This window comes from Streptomyces glaucescens, assembly GCF_000761215.1.
In the GTDB taxonomy this organism is placed as follows: domain Bacteria; phylum Actinomycetota; class Actinomycetes; order Streptomycetales; family Streptomycetaceae; genus Streptomyces; species Streptomyces glaucescens_B.
The window spans coordinates 4,708,504-4,725,736 of the sequence record NZ_CP009438.1; the positions used below are offsets into that span (position 1 = coordinate 4,708,504).

Sequence of the window (17,233 nt, forward strand, 5' to 3'; positions counted from 1 at the left end):
CACCGTGGCCGCCAAGCCCGTGGCCAAGCGCCTCGTCGTGCTGGTCTCCGGATCAGGCACCAATCTGCAGGCGCTCCTCGACGCCATCGCGACCACCGGCGCCGAGGCGTACGGAGCCGAGATCGTGGCCGTCGGCGCCGACCGCGACGGCATCGAGGGACTGGCGCGGGCCGAGCGCGCCGGACTGCCCACCTTCGTGTGCCGGGTCAAGGACCACGGCAGCCGCGAGGCGTGGGACGCCGCGCTCGCCGAGGCCGTCGCCGCGTACGAGCCCGACCTGGTGATCTCCGCCGGGTTCATGAAGATCGTGGGCAAGGAGTTCCTGGCCCGCTTCGGCGGGCGGTTCGTGAACACCCACCCCGCCCTGCTCCCCAGTTTTCCCGGCGCCCACGGCGTCCGCGACGCGCTCGCGTACGGCGCCAAGGTCACCGGCTGCACCGTCCACTTCGTCGACGACGGCGTCGACACCGGGCCGATCATCGCGCAGGGCGTGGTCGAGGTCCGGGACGAGGACGACGAGAGCGCGCTGCACGAGCGCATCAAGGAAGTCGAGCGAAGGCTGCTCGTCGAGGTCGTGGGGCGGCTCGCCCGCAACGGCTATCGCATTGAGGGACGAAAGGTAGTTATCCAGTGACCGCCGAGAGCAACAAGCGGCCCCTTCGCCGGGCGCTCGTCAGCGTCTACGACAAGACGGGCCTCGAAGACCTCGCGCGCGGCCTGCACGAGGCGGGCGTCGCCCTCGTCTCCACCGGGTCCACCGCCGCCCGCATCGCCGACGCGGGCGTCCCCGTCACCAAGGTCGAGGAGCTGACCGGCTTCCCCGAGTGCCTGGACGGCCGGGTCAAGACCCTGCACCCGCGGGTGCACGCGGGCATCCTCGCCGACCTGCGCCTGGAGGACCACCAGCGGCAGCTCGCCGAGCTGGGCGTGGAGCCGTTCGACCTGGTCGTGGTCAACCTCTACCCGTTCCGCGAGACCGTCGCCTCCGGGGCCTCGCCCGACGAGTGCGTCGAGCAGATCGACATCGGCGGCCCGTCCATGGTCCGCGCCGCCGCCAAGAACCACCCGTCGGTCGCCGTGGTCACCAGCCCGGCCCGCTACGCCGACGTCCTCGACGCCGCGCGCAACGGCGGCTTCGACCTGGCCGCCCGCAAGCGGCTCGCCGCCGAGGCCTTCCAGCACACCGCCGCCTACGACGTGGCCGTGGCGAGCTGGTTCGCGAGCGAGTACGCCCCGGTCGACGAGTCGCCGTTCCCCGACTTCCTGGGCGCCACCTGGGAGCGCAAGAACACCCTGCGCTACGGAGAGAACCCGCACCAGCCCGCCGCGCTGTACGTCACCGGTGCCGGCGGCGGCCTCGCCGAGGCCGAGCAGCTGCACGGCAAGGAGATGTCGTACAACAACTACACGGACACGGACGCCGCCCGCCGTGCCGCGTACGACCACGACGAGCCGTGCGTCGCGATCATCAAGCACGCCAACCCGTGCGGCATCGCGGTCGGGGCGGACGTCGCCGAGGCGCACCGCAAGGCGCACGCCTGCGACCCGCTGTCCGCGTTCGGCGGTGTGATCGCCGTCAACCGCCCGGTGTCGAAGGAGATGGCCGAGCAGGTCGCCGAGATCTTCACCGAGGTCATCGTCGCGCCGGACTACGAGGAGGGCGCCCTGGAGGCGCTCACCAAGAAGAAGAACATCCGCGTCCTGCGCTGCCCCGAGGGCCCGGCGAACCCGGTCGAGGTCAAGCCGGTCGACGGCGGCGTCCTGGTCCAGGAGACCGACCGTCTGCAGGCCGCCGGTGACGACCCGGCCGGCTGGACCCTGGCGACCGGCGAGGCGCTGTCCGCGGAGGAGCTGGCCGACCTGGCCTTCGCCTGGAAGGCGTGCCGCGCGGTCAAGTCCAACGCGATCCTGCTCGCCAAGGACGGCGCCTCCGTCGGCGTCGGCATGGGCCAGGTCAACCGCGTCGACTCCTGCAAGCTGGCCGTCGAGCGGGCGGGCGAGGAGCGGGCACGCGGCTCGTACGCGGCGTCCGACGCCTTTTTCCCCTTCCCCGACAACATCGACGTGCTGAGCGCCGCCGGCGTGAAGGCCATCGTCCAGCCGGGCGGCTCGGTCCGTGACGAGCTGGTCGTGGAGGCCGCCGAGAAGGCGGGCATCACGATGTACTTCACGGGGACGCGGCACTTCTTCCACTGAGCCGCGGCACTCGTCCGACGAAGGGCCCGCCGGTCACGACCGGCGGGCCCTTCGCCATGCCTCATCAGCAGGACGGCAGCGGGTTCGTCTCCGAGGAGATGTCGTTGTCGCTCATCCAGCCCCACTGGCCGTTGTCTGCCTGGGTGCGGACCCAGCGGGTGGGGTGCGGGCCGCCGTGGTTCTGGCCGCCGTCGAACTTGCAGACGAAGAAGGACGGGTTGGAGTACATCCGGCCGACGACCCGGTTGCTGTTCGCACCCGCGTACACGTTGGCGCCGGTGGCGTTGTTGCAGTACCAGACGGACCCGTCCCGCCAGCAGGGCGCGGCGGCCTGGGCGTTCGCGGCGGAGGTCAGGGTGAGCGCGGCGCCGGCGGTGACGGTGGCGGCGGCGAGGGCGAGGGCCTTGCGGAAGGTGGTGGACATGACTGTTCCCCCAGTCGTGGTGTGGTGTGCGGCCGGCCCCCGGCTCTCCCCCGGGGGAGCCGGCGACCGGCCTCGGTCGTGCTCCACCGTGCCGCCCGGCCGCCCGCGCCGGTACCTCGGACGTCCGAGGGTCACAGCGGCGCGGGTCGCGGGGTGTACTCCTGGAGGTGGCGGGCGACGCGGTCCGTGTAGGCGCGGTACGCCGCGGGCACCCCGCCCGTCCTGTTCACCGTTCCGTACGACGTCCGGTACGCGGCGGCGACCAGCAGCCGGCGGTCGCCCGGCAGGGACCGGTCCAGCCGTGCCTCGATCGCGCACAGGTAGCGGCCCATCGCCGGGATCGACTCGGCGGGGGTGAACGGCGGCTCGGGGATGTCGTCGGCGGGCAGGCCGTCCGCCCGGATCCACCAGCGCAGCACCCGCGGGGTCCAGCGGGCGATGCCGTACTCGTCGCGCGCGGGGTCGGCGAGGCCGGGGTCGAAGTCGCTCTCCGCCTTCAGCATCGCCGCGATGAGCGCCGGGCTGATCAACGGCCGGACGCAGGCGTGCGCCGAGTCGACGATGAGCCGGCGGTAGGCGACCGGGACGCCCGTGCCGGTACGGAGTTCGCCGGCGCCGTAGGCGGCGGCAGGTGCGGGGGCCGACGCGGTGGTGCCCGCGCGGTCCGGTCCCGCGGCACTCCCGTCCCCCGTCCGGGCGGCGTCCCCGTGGCCGAGCGCCAGCACTGCCGCCGCCGTGGCGATCGCCGCGGCCACACCGGCCGTGCGGCGCCGCGGGCGGCGCGGCGCGGCCCCGCCCGCCGCCTCCCGCACGCGCCGCAGCAGCGCCTGCCCGCCGATCCGCTCCTCGTGCGTACGGGCCAGGCAGGAGCGGACCACCTCCCGCCAGCGCTCCGGCAGTTCGGGGGACAGACGCAGCTCCTCCGTGCCGCGGGCGTACGCGGCGGCCGCGTCGCGGCGGGCCGCCGGGGTGCCGCCGGGCAGCGGGAACGCGCCCGTGAGGACGAGGTGGGCGAGGACGCCGAAGGCCCAGATGTCGGCCGACGGGCGGATCCGGCGCCCGCGTTCGCCGATCTCCGACCAGAGCAGTTCCGGCGGGGTGTAGTCGGGGGTGGCGAAGGCGGGTGTGTAGGCGTGGGTGCCCTCCAGCTCGGCGGCCATGTTGAAGTCGGCGAGACGGGCCGAACCGTCGCCCATCAGCAGCACGTTGGCCGGTTTCAGGTCGCCGTGCACCCAGCCCGCCGTGTGGAGCTGGTGCAGGCCCTCGCTGATCTGCGCGAGCAGGGCGGGCCCGCGGGGCGGCCGGGGCGCCCGGGCGAGCAGGGCCGCCAGGGAGCACTCCGCCCGCTCCAGGACGAGGACGGTGGCACCGTCGAGCCCCGGGCGGCCGGGATCGTCGACGGTCAGCGTCTCGTACATGCGGATCAGCCGGGACCGCGTCACCCGGCGGTGCAGCTCGACCTCGCGGTCGACCAGCTCGCGCAGATGGGCCAGCCGGCGCGGGGTGCTGGTGCCGGTGGGCAGGAACTTCAGGGCGGCGGTGCGGGGCGGCCCGCCGCCGTCCCCGACACGGCACCCCTCGTACACACTGCCGAACGCCCCGGTCGCGATCGGTGCCCGCACCTCCCACGCGCCCACCCGGTACCCGCGCGGCACCGGTACGGCGTACGGCCCGTCCCGGCCGGTCACCCGGCCGCCCGGCCCGCGGCCGGGCGCTGCGCGGCGGGCCGCCCCGGGGCGAGGAGGCGCAGGTCCTCCTCGCGCACCAGGTCGAAGCGGAGCGCCAGCGACACCAGCGACTCCTTCTTGCCGTTGAGCCGGGGCCCGGCGTCGGCCGTCTCCGGGCCCGGCTTCAGCCGCAGCTTCACGGCGAGGTAGTCGATGTTCCACTGCACCGAGGCGCGCGAGGCGGCCGGCCAGCCGGGGCGCAGCCGGTCGACGACCTGGTCGACGGTGGGCAGCGGGGCGTGCGGCGCGCCGCGCAGCCGGGGCTCGCACAGGGCGGCCAGCACCGCGAAGTAGCGCTTGGTGGGATCCAGGCAGAAGGCGGGCGCGGTGGTCACGCCGTCGGGACCGGACTCGGGTCGCAGGTAGTCGTGGCGCGGCGCCCACACCTCGACCGGCAGCAGGTCGCCCGCGGCGGGCAGCACGATCCGCGAGAACTCGAACGGCACCGGCGCGTCCAGCCGCCCCGGGGCCACCTTGACGTGCTCGCCGGCCCCTTCCGGGTTCTCCACGACGTACGTCTGTTCCCGGCTGAGGTTGCTCAGTATCCAGAAGGCGCCCTGCGCGGCGATCTCGCCCGCTCGGCGGGACACCCCGTCGTGGGCGATCACGAGGCCGTTCCCGGCGCCGCGTCCGAACGCCAGCCGCTCGCCGGGGGCGAGGCGCAGCTGCGCGGCGCGGGTGTCGTCCGCCGTGGCCGGCGGAGGTACGACGATGATGCTGTACACGGTGCGTCTCCCGGGCCCGGCCCGTGCTCGGCGGCTCCACGGACCGGCCGCCCGAGTGCTACCCGGCCCGGCTCCCGCGGACGCACCAGGGCCGTGTCCCCCCTCGATCGGGTGAGACACGGCCCTTGGTGTGAACGGCGCGCGGACGGTGCGGCCGGCGCTCAGTAGCGCGGGCGGGCGAACCAGGCGGTGCCGCTGGGGACGACCGGGGCCGCCGCGATGATGCCGCCGAAGACCAGCCAGAGCAGCGGGCCGATGACGGACGAGGCCATGCCGGTGTCGAGGCCGACGAACAGCCCGACCAGGCCCACGATCGCACCGAGCGCGCCGTAGATCACCGTGGTGATGCGGATGCCCTGGCCACCCCGGCCGAACTTGACGCCGAGGGTGATGGACAGCGCCGCCAGCGCCGCGGCGATCAGCGCGAATATGGCGAAGACGCCGGCCGCCGCGTCACCGCCGTCGCCGACCGAGCTGAAGCCCAGCTCGTCCGCGCCGTCGGAGACGTCGCTCGCGAAGGCCGCGAAGTACAGGAACGCCAGCGCGCCCAGGATCTGCACCGCGGAGATGATGAAGAGGAAGACGCGGGCGGTGACCAGCAGGCCCGGCATGGACTGCGGGACCATCATGTTGCCGCCCGGGTAGCCGGGGTACGCCGGCTGCTGCGGGTAGCCGTAGTTCGCCTGCGGGGGGACGCCGGGCGGCTGCTGCGGGTAGCCGTAGCCGGGGGCGCCGGCCGGGGGCTGCTGGGGCGGCTGCCCGTAGGGGTTGTTCGGGTCGCCGAAACTCATGGCGGTCCTTCCTCCGTTTGCCTGCTGTGCGGGGACGACGCGGCGCGATGCGGAGGAAGGTTCTACAGATGCGGTTCGTCCCCCCGGTACTGCCCGCGGCACTGTGACCTCAATCGTTCTTCAGTCACGGGCGGATTGTCCAGCCGGGTTTCCCAGGTGTTGTGCAAGTGCAACAAGGTCACGGCTCGGGAACGGCGGCCCGGATTGGAACCGGGGGCCGGTCATCCGGGAGGATGGGGCCATGACCGCCCAGATTCTCGATGGCAAGGCCACCGCAGCCGCGATCAAGTCCGATCTGACCGCCCGCGTGGCGGCGCTGAAGGAGAAGGGCGTCACGCCCGGCCTCGGCACGATCCTCGTCGGGGACGACCCCGGCAGCCAGAAGTACGTCGCCGGCAAGCACCGCGACTGCGCGCAGGTCGGCATCGCCTCCATCCAGCGCGAACTGCCGGGCACCGCGACGCAGGAGGAGATCGAGGCGGTCGTCCGGGAGCTGAACGAGGACCCGGCCTGCACCGGTTACATCGTCCAGCTGCCGCTGCCCAAGGGCATCGACGAGAACCGGATCCTGGAACTCATGGACCCGGACAAGGACGCCGACGGCCTGCACCCGATGAACCTCGGCCGGCTGGTCCTCAACGAGCCCGCCCCGCTGCCCTGCACCCCCAACGGCGTGCTCACCCTGCTGCGCCGCTACGGCGTCGAGATCAAGGGAGCCGAAGTCGTGGTCGTCGGCCGCGGGGTGACCATCGGCCGCCCGATGCCGCTGCTGCTCACCCGGCGCAGCGAGAACGCGACCGTGACCCAGTGCCACACCGGCACCCGTGACCTGTCCGCCCACCTGCGCCGCGCGGACATCATCGTCGCCGCCGCCGGGTCCGCCCACCTGATCCGCCCCGAGGACGTCAAGCCGGGCGCGGCCGTCCTCGACGTCGGGGTCTCCCGCAACGCCGAGGGCAGGATCGTCGGCGATGTGCACCCCGGCGTCGCCGAGGTGGCCGGCTGGATCTCCCCGAACCCGGGCGGCGTCGGCCCGATGACCCGGGCCCAGCTGCTGGTCAACGTGGTCGAGGCGGCGGAGCGCGGTGTCGGCTGAGGAGCACGACGCGGCCGGCACGGCCGCGGGCGCCGGGCCCGGGGACGCGCGCCGCACCTCCGGGGCCGGCGGACCGCGGGACACGGACGGCGAGGCCGTGCCGCGCAGCGCCGACGACGACGGCGGGCCGCGGGTCGTCGGCAGCACGCCCGAGACCATCGAGGTGCGGGACGCGGTCAGCGCGCCGGACGCCGACGGCGTGCCGCGCCGCGCCACCCGCCGCTTCCCGCTGTTCACCCGGGACACCGCCCGCCCGGAGGGCGGCGGCCGGGCCGCCTCGGGAGCCGCTCCGGCGCCCGCCCGGCAGTGGCCGACGCTCGCCGTGCTGGGCACGGTCGGCCTCGGGCTGCTGCTGACCGCGTTCGACGTGTTCCGGCTCGGGACCCTGCTGGTGGGCGTCGCGCTGCTCGGCGGCGCGGTGCTGCGCTGGCTGCTGCCCGGCGTCGGGATGCTGGCGGTGCGGTCCCGGTTCACGGACATCGCGACCTACGGCGCGCTGGGTTCGGTGATCGTCCTGCTGGCGCTGATGGTGCAGCCGGACCCCTGGCTGGAGATCCCGTTCCTGAAGGACACCCTGCACTTCACGGTCAGCGGCTGACCCGCGGTGCGGCGGCCCGTCCTCACCCCCGTGAGAAGACGGGCCGCCGTCCACGACCAACCTTTCGCACGCCGGACGGCCGGTTCAACGTCTGTCAGTCCGCTGTGGCACGGAAGTGACCGTTCCGCTACGGTGTCCGCGCGTTGTCGCACATCGGCACGATGGTGCCGGTGAGCGATCGGAAAACGCCTGATCCGGGCGAGACCGCGCCCACTGGGCAACACATCGGGCAAACGGGACGATGCGGGGGTGTGCTGCCTCCGGCGGAACTGAGATCCTGGCGACGCGCATCCCCGTGGGCGGGGGACCAGCAAGCACGTACCGGGGGGAAGAGGGGGGAAGCAATGCCTCGATGGAAGGAATTGCCGGAGGAACTCGATCCGCAGATCAAGGAGTTCACCAGCCAGCTGCGGCGGCTCGTCGACCGCAGCGGCCTGAGCGTCGCCGCGCTCGCCGACCGCACCGGCTACAGCAAGACGTCCTGGGAGCGTTACCTGGGCGGCCGGCTGCTCGCACCCAAGGGCGCGATCGTGGCCCTGGCCGAGGTCACCGGCACCCATCCCATCCACCTCACCACCATGTGGGAGCTGGCCGAACGCGCCTGGAGCCGTTCGGAGATGCGCCACGACATGACCATCGAGGCCATCCGGATCTCCCAGGCGCGCGCCGCCCTCAGCGAGTTCGGCCCGCCGCCCGCGAACGCCAGGGGCAGGACCGCCCACCGCGGCGGCGCGGCGGCGTCCGGCGCCGCGGGCCCCGCCGTGCCGGCGCAGCCGACCGCGTCGGACGCGAACGCCCGGACCCCGTCGGCGGGCCCGCGCTCCGCCGGCACCGACTCCTGGGGCGTCGCCGGACATCACGGACCGTCCCCGGCGGGCCGCCGCGGGCCGGGCGGCCCGGCGGGCGGCGCCGGACACCGCGGGGCGGGTGCCGCCGGTGCGGCCGCCGGCGGGGGAGCCCATGGCGCGCGACCGGGCGGGAGGGCGTCCAGGAGGGCGCCCGCCGCGCCGCCGGGCGGGGGCATGCGCCGGACGACCATGTTCGTCGCGGGCGCCCTCTGCGTGCTGGTCGTGGCCGCCGGGGCCTTCTGGGCCACAAGCGACCGCGGTACCGGCAAGGCCGCCGGCACGCCTTCGCCGACGCCCGCCGTCACCACCGCCACCACCCCGACCAGCGCCGCCGCGCCGCCGCCCGGAGTGAAGTGCAGCGGGGACGGCTGTACCGGCAAGGACGCGCAGAGCATGGGGTGCAGCGGAAGTCTGGTGACGACCGCCCGGACCGCCACGGTCGGCACCACCGTCGTCGAGGTCCGCTACAGCCAGGCCTGCGGCGCCGCCTGGGGCCGTATCACCCAGGCCGTGCAGGGGGACCGGGTCGAGGTGTCGACGGACAGGTCCCGGCAGCAGGGCTCCGTCGCCGCGGCCGGCGGCCGGAGCGCGTACACCCCGATGGTGGCCGTGAAGGACGCCGGCGAGGCGAACGCCTGCGTGACGCTGGCCTCGGGCGAGACGGGCTGCACCCGGCAGCCGTAGCCGGCCCGCGCCGGGCGGTGGACCGGGCCGGCCCGCCACAGCGGCCGGAGAACCGCCGGGAAACAGGTGTGGCCGTCCGGATCCGGGGCAGGCGGACCGTACCCCCACGGGAGTCCGGCACGACTCGGTACCCCCGCACGGCGGCCGCCTCCGTCTCCCCCTCTCCCGGACGGGCGGCCGCCCCTTCTGCGCACGGGGAGCCGTGGCACTCGGGCGGTCTGTGGGCCGGGCCACACGGACCCGGCGGCCGGTGATCCCGGATGCGCGATAGCCTGACCCGCGGATATCTCTCGACGCCAAGAGATCGATCATCCGAACCCCCGGGGCAGGGACGCCCCACCGCCAGCTGTCATACGGAGAACGCCATGACCCGCACTCCCGTGAACGTCACCGTCACCGGCGCGGCCGGCCAGATCGGTTACGCCCTGCTCTTCCGCATCGCCTCCGGCCAGCTGCTCGGCGCGGACGTGCCGGTCCGCCTGCGCCTCCTGGAGATCACCCCGGCCCTCAAGGCCGCCGAGGGCACCGCGATGGAGCTGGACGACTGCGCGTTCCCGCTGCTCCAGGGCATCGACATCACCGACGACCCGAACGTGGCCTTCGACGGCGCCAACGTCGCCCTCCTGGTGGGCGCCCGCCCGCGCACCAAGGGCATGGAGCGCGGTGACCTGCTGGAGGCCAACGGCGGCATCTTCAAGCCGCAGGGCCAGGCCATCAACGCCCACGCCGCGGACGACATCAAGGTCCTCGTCGTCGGCAACCCGGCCAACACCAACGCCCTCATCGCGCAGGCCGCCGCCCCGGACGTACCCGCCGAGCGCTTCACCGCGATGACCCGCCTGGACCACAACCGCGCGCTGACCCAGCTCGCGAAGAAGACGGGTTCGACGGTCTCCGACATCAAGCGCCTGACGATCTGGGGCAACCACTCCGCCACCCAGTACCCGGACATCTTCCACGCCACCATCGGCGGCAAGAACGCCGCCGAGGTCGTCAACGACGAGCAGTGGCTGGCCGACGACTTCATCCCGACCGTCGCCAAGCGAGGCGCCGCCATCATCGAGGCCCGCGGTGCCTCGTCGGCCGCCTCCGCCGCCAACGCCGCCATCGACCACGTCTACTCCTGGGTCAACGGCACCCCGGAGGGCGACTGGGTCTCCATGGGCATCCCGTCGGACGGCTCCTACGGCGTCCCGGAGGGCCTGATCTCCTCCTTCCCCGTCACCTGCAAGGACGGCAAGTACGAGATCGTGCAGGGCCTGGAGATCAACGAGTTCTCCCGCACCCGCATCGACGCCTCCGTCCAGGAGCTGGCGGAGGAGCGCGAGGCGGTCCGCGCCCTCGGCCTGATCTGAGCCACGCCGATCCGCCGCTCCCCGGCCGAGCCGCCCTCGCGCGGCCGGGCCGGCCCGTTCCACCGGTGATCCCCGGTCCGCGCACGCGGCCCGGGGATCACCGCGTTCCGGGGCCGGGCGCGTCGCGGGGAGAACTCGGGGAACGGCAGACCCGCGCCCGCCGGCGCGCCGGCCGACGCCTTCCGGACCACGGCGCCGCCCCCACGGACCCCGTCGCCTTTACGGTCCCGTCGCCTTTACGGTCCCGTCGGCTTCACCGGCCCCGGCGTCACCTCCACGGCCCCGGCGTCATCTCCGTGGTGCGCATCACTTTCGACCCGCTGTTCGCTCCCTATGTCCGAACTATCCGTGACGCAGCGCACTTTCGGCCATGGATCGCGCATGCACCGAGGCGCGCTCGGGCAGGCGCTCCCGGTCCTGACCAGGGGGGACGACAGGAACGGAAGGCAACACCAGGCATGGCGGACAGTACGGAACTCCAGGCTCGGCAGAGCATCCACGTAGCGGGCGAATGGCGGCACGCCGTCTCCGGAGCCACGCGCGCGATCCTCGACCCGGCGGACGCCGCACCGTTCGCCCTGGTCGCCGAGGGCGACGAGAAGGACACGGACCTCGCCGTCGAGGCCGCCCGCGCCGCCTTCGACGGCGGTGCCGGCGCCTGGCCGCGCACCCCCGTCGCCGAGCGCGCCGCCCTGCTGCGCCGCGTCGCGGACCTCCTGGTGCGCGACCGCGAGGAACTGGGCCTGCTGGAGAGCCGCGACGCGGGCAAGACCGCGGAGGAGGGCCGGGTCGACATCGACTGCGTGGCCGACGCCTTCCGCTACTTCGCGGACCTCGTCGCCGCCGAGGCCCCCGGCCGGGTCGTCGACGCCGGCTCGCCGGACATCCACAGCGTCGTCGTGCACGAGCCGGTCGGCGTCTGCGCACTGATCACCCCCTGGAACTACCCGCTGCTCCAGGCGAGCTGGAAGATCGCCCCGGCGCTCGCGGCCGGCAACACCTTCGTGGTCAAGCCGAGCGAGATCACCCCCATGACCACCATCGCGCTGATCGGGCTGCTGGCCGAGGCAGGGCTGCCCGCGGGCGTGGCCAACATCGTCACCGGCCCCGGCCACACCGTCGGCGCCCGCCTCGCCGAGCACCCCGACGTCGACCTGGTCTCCTTCACCGGCGGCCTGGCCAGCGGCACGAAGGTGGCGCGGGCGGCGGCCCCCACCGTGAAGAAGGTCGCCCTCGAACTCGGCGGCAAGAACCCCAACGTGGTCTTCGCCGACGCCTGCGCCACCGAGGAGGGCTTCGACACCGCCGTCGACCAGGCGCTCAACGCCGCCTTCATCCACAGCGGCCAGGTCTGCTCGGCCGGCGCCCGGCTCATCGTCGAGGAGTCCGTCCGGGACCGCTTCGTCACCGAACTCGCCCGCCGGGCCGAGCGGATCCGCCTCGGACGCGGCACCGCCGAGGGCGTGGAGTGCGGCCCGCTCGTCTCCGAGCAGCACCGCGCCAAGGTCGAGGAGTACGTGGCCTCCGCGCTGGCGGAGGGCGCCGTGCTGCGGTGCGGCGGCAAGCGCCCGCAGCCCAGCGACGTCCGTCCCGCGACCGGCTGGTTCTACGAGCCGACCGTCCTCGACCACTGCCACCGTGAGATGCGGGTCGTGCGCGAGGAGGTCTTCGGCCCGGTCGTCACCGTCGAGACGTTCCGCACCGAGGACGAGGCCGTGGCCCTGGCCAACGACACCGAGTACGGCCTCGCTGGCGCCGTGTGGACCGCCGACGCGGGCCGGGCCCGCCGGGTCGCGGGCCGGCTGCGGCACGGCACCGTCTGGATCAACGACTTCCACCCCTACCTCCCGCAGGCGGAGTGGGGCGGCTTCGGGAAGAGCGGGACGGGCCGCGAACTCGGCCCCGCCGGGCTCGCCGAGTACCGGGAGACCAAGCACGTCTACCAGAACCTCGCCCCCAAGCCCGTCCGCTGGTTCACCGGCTGACCGTCCCTCACTTCCCCACGCGCACCAGCCCCACCTGGAGTACCCCCATGTCCGAGAACAACCACGTCTACGACTACGTCGTCATCGGAGGCGGCACGGCAGGCTCCGTCATCGCCTCCCGGCTGACCGAGGACCCCGACGTCACCGTCGCCGTCATCGAGGGCGGCCCCAGCGACGTCGGCCGCGACGACGTGCTGACCCTGCGCCGCTGGATGGGCCTGCTCGGCGGCGAACTCGACTACGACTACCCGACCGTGGAACAGCCCCGCGGCAACTCCCACATCCGGCACAGCCGCGCCCGCGTCCTCGGCGGCTGCTCCTCCCACAACACGCTGATCGCCTTCAAACCGCTGCCGTCCGACTGGGACGAGTGGGAGGAGGCGGGCGCCAAGGGCTGGGGCGCGGTGCCCATGGAGGCGTACTTCGCGCGCCTGAAGAACAACATCGTCCCGGTCGACGAGAAGGACCGGAACGCCATCGCCCGCGACTTCGTCGACGCCGCGCAGGCCGCGCTCGGCGTGCCGCGCGTCGAGGGCTTCAACCGCAGGCCCTTCACCGAGGGCGTCGGCTTCTTCGACCTCGCCTACCACCCGGAGGACAACAAGCGGTCCTCCGCGTCGGTGGCGTACCTCCACCCCGTGATGGACGAGCGCCCCAACCTCACGATCCTGCTGGAGACCTGGGCGTACCGGCTGGAGCTGGACGGCACCCGCGCCGAAGGCGTCCACGTGCGCACCAAGGACGGCGAGGAGCTGCTGGTGCGGGCCCGCAACGAGGTCGTGCTGTGCGCGGGCGCGATCGACTCGCCGCGGCTGCTGCTGCACTCCGGCATCGGACCGGCGGCGGACCTGGAGGCGCTCGGCATACCCGTGCTCCACGACCTGCCGGGCGTCGGCGAGAACCTGCTCGACCACCCCGAGTCGGTGATCGTCTGGGAGACCCACGGGCCGATCCCGGAGAACTCCGCGATGGACTCCGACGCGGGCCTCTTCGTCCGCCGCGACCCCGGGCACCAGGGCCCGGACCTGATGTTCCACTTCTACCAGATCCCCTTCACGGACAACCCGGAGCGCCTCGGCTACGAGCGGCCGCCGCACGGGGTGTCCATGACCCCGAACATCCCCAAGCCGAAGAGCCGCGGCCGGCTGTACCTGACCAGTTCGGACCCGGCGGTGAAGCCCGCCCTCGACTTCCGCTACTTCACCGACGAGGACGACTACGACGGCCGCACCCTCGTCGACGGCATCCGCATCGCCCGCGAGATCGCCAGGACCGAGCCGCTGGCCGGCTGGCTCAAGCGCGAGGTGTGCCCCGGGCCCGAGGTCGTCGGCGACGCCGAGCTGAGCGAGTACGCCCGCAAGGTCGCGCACACCGTCTACCACCCGGCCGGCACCTGCAAGATGGGCGCCGTCGACGACGACACGGCCGTCGTCGACCCCGAGCTGCGCGTCCGCGGCCTGGAGGGCATCCGGATCGCCGACGCCTCCGTCTTCCCGACCATGACCGCCGTCAACCCGATGATCGGAGTGCTCATGGTCGGGGAGCGCGCCGTCGACCTGATCGGTGGTGACGCCCGATGAGTACCGCCCGCCCCGCCCCCGAAACCCTCACGCCGCCCGTCTTCTCGGTCGACGGCCTGTGGAAGGTGTTCGGCCCCAAGGCCGACCGGGTCCCCGCCGACCCCGCGCTGACCGCCCTCACCCCCGCCGAACTGCGCGCCCGCACCGGCTGCACGGCCGCCGTCCGGGACGTCTCCTTCGACGTCCGCAAGGGCGAGGTCTTCGTCGTGATGGGCCTGTCCGGCTCCGGCAAGTCCACCCTGGTGCGCTGTCTGACCCGGCTGATCGAGCCGACCGCCGGCACCATCGCCATCGACGGCGAGGACGTCCGCGCCATGGACAGGGCCCGGCTGCGGGAGCTGCGCCGCCACCGCGCGGCGATGGTCTTCCAGCACTTCGGCCTGCTCCCGCACCGCACGGTCCTCGACAACGTCGCCTACGGCCTGGAGATCCAGGGCATGGGCAGGGCCGAGCGGCGCGCCAAGGCCGCCGAGTTCGTCGCCAAGGTCGGCCTGGAGGGCATGGAGCAGCGGCGGCCGGGCCAGCTCTCCGGCGGCCAGCAGCAGCGCGTCGGTCTGGCCCGGGCGCTGGCCGTGGACCCCGAGGTGCTGCTCTTCGACGAGCCGTTCAGCGCCCTCGACCCGCTGATCCGGCGGGACATGCAGGAGGAGGTCGTCCGGCTGCACCGCGACGAGGGCCGCACGATGGTCTTCATCACCCACGACCTCGGCGAGGCGCTCAAGCTCGGCGACCGGATCGCGCTGATGCGGGACGGCCGGATCGTGCAGCTAGGCACCCCCGAGGAGATCGTCGGCTCCCCGGCCGACGACTACGTCCGCGAGTTCGTCCGCGACGTCCCGCGCGAACAGGTCATGACGGTGCGCACGGCGATGCGCGCCGCGTCCGCCGAGGAGGCCGGGAGCGGGCCCGCCGTCGCTCCGCGCGCGACCGTCGCGGAGGCCATCGAGGCCGTCGCCCGCAGCGGCGGACCCGCACGGGTGATGGACGGCCCGCGCTGCCTGGGCGTCGTGGACCACGAGGGGCTGCTCGACGTGGTGGCGGGCCTGGCGCCCGCCTGCCGCGGCGAGGCGGCCGCGGGCCCCGACGGCGGCGTACACGCCGACGTGGTCCCGGGCGACGGCGACGACGGACGCGCCGGCGCGGCCGCGGGCGGGCGTACCGGAGGAGCCGGGGACGGGCGCGCCCCCGGGTCCCCGCCGGCGGACGCCGTGGCCCCCCGCCGGCGGGGGCCGGCGAAGCGCCCCGGCGCGAGCCCGCACCCGGAGGCGGTCTGATGGCGACGATCACCGCGGCCCCCGCCCGCACCCTCCCCGCGTTCCTCAAGAACCGCGCCGTGGCCAAACTGGCGGTCCTCGCGGTCCTCGCGCTGGTCCTCGTCCCGCTCGCCCACGCCCGCTGGGCGAGCGGCACCTGGCCCGACGCGCTGACCGTCGACCTGTCCGGCCCGCTCACCGGCGCCAGCGACTGGATCATCGACAACCGGGACAGCCACCCGCTGTTCCTCTACTTCTTCGGCCACGTCAGCAACGCGGTGGTGCTCTCCGTCCGCGCCGTCTACCTGGCCCTCCTCGCCGCCGGCTGGGCCGGCGTCACGGCCCTGGGCGCCTTCGTCGCCTGGCGGGCCGCGGGGGCACGGCTGGCACTGGGCACCGCGGCCGCGTTCCTCGCCTGCGGGCTGCTCGGCATGTGGGTGCCGACCATGCAGACGCTGGCCCTGATGACGGTGGCGGTGCTCGCGTCGGTCCTGGTGGGCGCCCTGCTGGGGCTCGCCGCCGGGCTGTCGGACCGGCTGGACCGGGTGCTGCGGCCCGTCCTGGACACCATGCAGGTCCTCCCCGCCTTCGCCTACCTCCTGCCGGTCGTGCTGGTCTTCGGCATCGGCGTGCCCGCCGCCGTCCTCGCCACCGTCGTCTACGCCGCCCCGCCCATGGCCCGGCTCACCGCGCTCGGGCTGCGCGGCGCCGACCGGGGCGTCCTGGAGGCGGTGGAGTCGCTGGGCGCGACCTCCCGGCAGCGGCTGCTGACCGCCCGGATCCCGCTGGCCCGCAAGGAGCTCCTGCTCGGCGTCAACCAGACGATCATGATGGCGCTGTCCATGGCGGTGATCGCCTCCGTGATCGGCGCCGGCGGCCTCGGCGACCGCGTCTACCAGGCGCTGGCCTCGGTCGACGTGGGCGCCGCGCTGGCGGCGGGCATCCCGATCGTGCTGCTGGCGGTCGTCCTCGACCGGGTGACGGGCGCGGCGGGTGCGGGTGACTCCGGTGCGGGCGCCGCCCCGGCCGGCCGCAGGGCGTGGCCGTACGCGCTGGGCGCTGCCGTGGCCGTCGCCGTCGCCGGGCGCCTGGCGGGCCGTACCGACTGGCCGGACGCGTGGACGGCGAACATCGCCGAGCCGGTCAACCGGGCCGTCGACTGGATGACCGGGCACCTCTACACCGGCATCCCCGTCATCGGCGGCACCGCCGACTGGGCGGGCCGCTTCACCACCTGGGTGCTCGACCCGCTCCGGGACGGCCTGCAGTGGCTGCCCTGGTGGTCGGTGCTGCTGGTGGTCGCCGCGTCGGCCTGGCTGATCGGCACCTGGCGCACCACGCTGACCGCCGTGCTCGCGATGGCCGCGATCGGCGTCCTCGGGGTGTGGGAGCCGTCGCTGGACACCCTGTCGCAGGTGCTGGCCGCGGTCGCCGTCACCCTCGTGCTGGGCGTGGCGACCGGTGTCGCGGCCGCCCGCAGCGACCGTGTCGAACGGCTGCTGCGGCCGGTCCTGGACGTCTGCCAGACGATGCCGCAGTTCGTGTACCTGATCCCGGTCGTCGCGCTGGCCGGTGTCGGCCGCGCCCCGGCCGTCGCCGCGGCCGTCGTCTACGCGCTGCCCGCCGTCGTCCGCATCACCGCTCAGGGCCTGCGCCAGGTCGACCCGGCCGCGCTGGAGTCGGCCCGCTCGCTCGGCGCGACCAGCGGCCAGCAGTTGCGGCAGGTGCAGCTCCCGCTCGCCCGGCGCTCGCTGCTGCTCGCGGTCAACCAGGGCGTGGTGCTGGTCCTCGCCGTCGTGATCATCGGCGGCCTGGTCGGCGGCGGCGCACTCGGCTACGACGTCGTCTTCGGCCTCGCCCAGGGCGACCTCGCGACCGGCCTGGTCGCCGGCGCCGCGATCGTCTGCCTGGGGCTGACGCTCGACCGGGTGACCCAGCCCACCGACCGCCGTACGGCGAAGGGAGCGTGAC

Annotated in this window: 14 protein-coding genes; 10 read left to right on the forward strand and 4 right to left on the reverse strand. The window is 74.3% G+C overall.

Features of this window, described 5'->3' with window-relative positions:
- Positions 1–4 precede the first annotated feature (4 nt).
- Both purN and purH read left to right on the forward strand, forming a co-directional pair.
- Positions 5–634: a phosphoribosylglycinamide formyltransferase gene (gene purN / locus SGLAU_RS20455; RefSeq protein ID WP_043503467.1), complete on the forward strand. Its 630-nt coding sequence runs from the start codon at positions 5–7 to the stop codon at positions 632–634.
- Positions 631–2,196: a bifunctional phosphoribosylaminoimidazolecarboxamide formyltransferase/IMP cyclohydrolase gene (gene purH / locus SGLAU_RS20460; RefSeq protein ID WP_043503469.1), complete on the forward strand. Its 1,566-nt coding sequence runs from the start codon at positions 631–633 to the stop codon at positions 2,194–2,196. Before purN ends, purH begins: the two co-directional genes overlap by 4 nt.
- A 64-nt stretch (positions 2,197–2,260) precedes the next feature.
- On the opposite strand, the gene SGLAU_RS20465 is transcribed toward purH, so the two are convergent.
- The 4 genes from SGLAU_RS20465 to SGLAU_RS20480 form a co-directional block, all read right to left on the reverse strand.
- On the reverse strand, positions 2,261–2,620 hold the full coding sequence (locus tag SGLAU_RS20465; RefSeq protein WP_043503471.1) for a hypothetical protein: 360 nt from the start codon (positions 2,618–2,620) through the stop codon (positions 2,261–2,263).
- 131 nt (positions 2,621–2,751) lie between these two features.
- Complete coding sequence (locus SGLAU_RS20470; RefSeq protein ID WP_043503472.1) at positions 2,752–4,308, reverse strand: protein kinase domain-containing protein; 1,557 nt, start codon at positions 4,306–4,308, stop codon at positions 2,752–2,754.
- The gene (locus SGLAU_RS36305) at positions 4,305–5,072 is read right to left on the reverse strand and encodes a hypothetical protein (RefSeq protein ID WP_043503474.1); all 768 of its coding nucleotides are present in this window, start codon (positions 5,070–5,072) and stop codon (positions 4,305–4,307) included. Before SGLAU_RS36305 ends, SGLAU_RS20470 begins: the two co-directional genes overlap by 4 nt.
- Positions 5,073–5,233: 161 nt before the next feature.
- A complete protein-coding gene (locus SGLAU_RS20480; protein ID WP_043503476.1) occupies positions 5,234–5,863 on the reverse strand; it encodes a hypothetical protein in 630 nt (209 codons plus the stop codon).
- A gap of 241 nt (positions 5,864–6,104) precedes the next feature.
- Between SGLAU_RS20480 and SGLAU_RS20485 the strand changes: the two genes are divergently transcribed.
- The 8 genes from SGLAU_RS20485 (at position 6,105) to SGLAU_RS20520 (ending at position 17,232) form a co-directional block, all read left to right on the forward strand.
- Complete coding sequence (locus tag SGLAU_RS20485) at positions 6,105–6,959, forward strand: bifunctional methylenetetrahydrofolate dehydrogenase/methenyltetrahydrofolate cyclohydrolase (RefSeq protein ID WP_043503477.1); 855 nt, start codon at positions 6,105–6,107, stop codon at positions 6,957–6,959.
- Positions 6,949–7,557, forward strand: a complete 609-nt coding sequence (locus SGLAU_RS20490) for a DUF3017 domain-containing protein (RefSeq protein ID WP_208868927.1) — start codon at positions 6,949–6,951, stop codon at positions 7,555–7,557. Before SGLAU_RS20485 ends, SGLAU_RS20490 begins: the two co-directional genes overlap by 11 nt.
- Positions 7,558–7,901: 344 nt before the next feature.
- On the forward strand, positions 7,902–9,089 hold the full coding sequence (locus SGLAU_RS20495; protein ID WP_043503480.1) for a helix-turn-helix domain-containing protein: 1,188 nt from the start codon (positions 7,902–7,904) through the stop codon (positions 9,087–9,089).
- Positions 9,090–9,454: 365 nt separating this feature from the next.
- Positions 9,455–10,444 carry a malate dehydrogenase gene (locus tag SGLAU_RS20500; protein WP_043503481.1) on the forward strand — a complete coding sequence of 330 codons (990 nt, stop codon included), beginning with the start codon at positions 9,455–9,457 and terminating at the stop codon, positions 10,442–10,444.
- A gap of 458 nt (positions 10,445–10,902) precedes the next feature.
- Complete coding sequence (locus SGLAU_RS20505) at positions 10,903–12,429, forward strand: aldehyde dehydrogenase family protein (RefSeq protein WP_043503483.1); 1,527 nt, start codon at positions 10,903–10,905, stop codon at positions 12,427–12,429.
- A 47-nt stretch (positions 12,430–12,476) separates the two neighbouring features.
- Positions 12,477–14,009 carry a GMC family oxidoreductase gene (locus tag SGLAU_RS20510; protein ID WP_043503485.1) on the forward strand — a complete coding sequence of 511 codons (1,533 nt, stop codon included), beginning with the start codon at positions 12,477–12,479 and terminating at the stop codon, positions 14,007–14,009.
- Positions 14,006–15,283, forward strand: coding sequence for a quaternary amine ABC transporter ATP-binding protein (locus SGLAU_RS20515; RefSeq protein WP_043503487.1), 1,278 nt, complete (start codon positions 14,006–14,008; stop codon positions 15,281–15,283). The genes SGLAU_RS20510 and SGLAU_RS20515 overlap by 4 nt, the downstream gene beginning before the upstream one ends.
- The gene (locus SGLAU_RS20520) at positions 15,283–17,232 is read left to right on the forward strand and encodes an ABC transporter permease (protein ID WP_043503489.1); all 1,950 of its coding nucleotides are present in this window, start codon (positions 15,283–15,285) and stop codon (positions 17,230–17,232) included. The genes SGLAU_RS20515 and SGLAU_RS20520 overlap by 1 nt, the downstream gene beginning before the upstream one ends.
- Position 17,233 lies beyond the last annotated feature (1 nt).